Below are 1,785 nucleotides of genomic sequence, written 5' to 3'. Positions count from 1 at the left end.
TCAAGTTCCGTGCCCACATGGCTGCACGGCACGCTGATGGCGGGCAATTACAAGACGCCGGTCATTCAGGTGAACGTGAAGGCAATGTTCACCAACACGGTGCCGGTGGATGCCTATCGCGGTGCAGGCCGGCCCGAGGCGACCTATCAGCTGGAGCGCGTCGTCGACAAAGCCGCGCGCGAGTTGGGGGTCGATCCCATTGCGCTGCGCCGTCAGAACTTCATCACCCAGTTCCCCTATGACACGCCGGTGGCGCTGACCTATGACACCGGGGATTACAACGGGACCATGGACAAGCTGGAGGCCGCCGCCGATCTTGCAGGCTTTGCCGCCCGCCGGGCGGAAAGCGAGGCCAAGGGCAAGCTGCGCGGTCTGGGCATCAACTGCTATATCGAGGCGTGCGGTATTGCGCCCTCGAACATCGTGGGCATGCTGGGGGCGCGTGCGGGTCTGTATGATGCCGCGACCGTGCGGGTGAATGCCACCGGATCAATCAGTGTCATGGTCGGCGCGCACAGCCACGGGCAAGGGCATGAGACCGCCTTCCCGCAGGTTGTGGCCGACATGATCGGCATTGATGAATCGATGGTCGAGATCGTGCATGGCGACACCTCGAAGATCCCGTTTGGCATGGGCACCTATGGCTCGCGCTCGCTGGCGGTTTGCGGCTCGGCCATGGTCAAGGCCACCGAGAAGGTGATCGACAAGGCCAAGAAGATCGCCGCTCACCTGCTGGAGGCGTCGGAGGCTGATATTGAGCTGAAGGATGGTCAGTTCAGCGTGGCGGGCACCGATAAATCGGTGGCTTGGGGCGATGTGACCCTGACGGCCTATGTGCCGCATAATTACCCGCTGGAGGTCGAGCCGGGGCTGGAGGAGACCGCGTTTTACGACCCGGCCAACTTTACCTTCCCCTCGGGCGCCTATGCCTGCGAGGTCGAACTGGACCCCGAGACCGGCAAGGTCAGCATCGAGGCCTTCACCGCTGCCGATGACTTTGGCAATATCGTCAACCCGATGATCGTGGATGGTCAGGTGCATGGCGGTATCGGTCAGGGTATCGGTCAGGCTCTGCTGGAGAACTGCGCCTATGACGAGAATGGCCAGCTGCTGAGCGCGTCCTTCATGGATTACGCCATGCCGCGCGCCGATGATGTGCCCTTCTACGGCGTGGATCATTCCAGCCAGACGCCATGCACGCATAACCCGCTGGGTGTGAAGGGCTGTGGTGAGGCTGGGGCCATTGGCTCGCCGCCGGCTGTGGTCAATGCGGTTCTGGATGCGATGAACTCGGGCGGCAAAGCGGTGGATCACATCGACATGCCGGTCAGCCCGTCGCGCGTCTGGGCGGCGATGAACAGCTGAGTTGAGAGGGTGGACCGGGGGCCAGACCCCGGACCCCCGAGGTATTTTTGAACAGAAGAAGGGCGGGGCGTGCCGTGTCCTGATTTTGGAAAGGAAAAGCGGAATGTATAATTTCGAGTTTGAGAAGCCCTCGAGCATCGCCGATGCGGTGGCTGCGTTGGGGGCTGAGGATGCGCAGGCGCTGGGGGGTGGTCAGACGCTGATCCCGACGTTGAAGCAGCGGTTGGCGGCGCCCTCGGCGCTGGTGTCGCTGAGCGGGATTGCCGAGATGCAGGGGGTTTGCATCGAGGATGATGGCTCGGTCGCTATCGGTGGAGCGACGACCCACGCCACGGTGGCGCGCGAGGCGGCGGCAAGCTATCCGGCGCTGGCAGCATTGGCGGGGCAAATCGGGGATCCGGCAGTGCGCAATCGCGGCAC

2 protein-coding genes are annotated in these 1,785 nt (G+C 63.2%); both read left to right on the top strand.

What is annotated here, in order from left to right; all coding sequences use genetic code 11:
- Positions 1–1,365, top strand: a 1,365-nt coding sequence (locus ACR0DB_RS22555; RefSeq protein WP_480553087.1) for a xanthine dehydrogenase family protein molybdopterin-binding subunit, incomplete at its 5' end; no start/stop codon positions are given.
- Positions 1,366–1,468: 103 nt separating this feature from the next.
- Positions 1,469–1,785: FAD binding domain-containing protein (locus ACR0DB_RS22550; protein ID WP_480553085.1), on the top strand; the 317-nt coding region annotated here is incomplete at its 3' end.

The organism is Ruegeria sp. AB6, from assembly GCF_056542685.1.
Note: the sequence above shows the minus strand (reverse complement) of the source record. Positions and strands in the feature narration are given on the sequence as shown.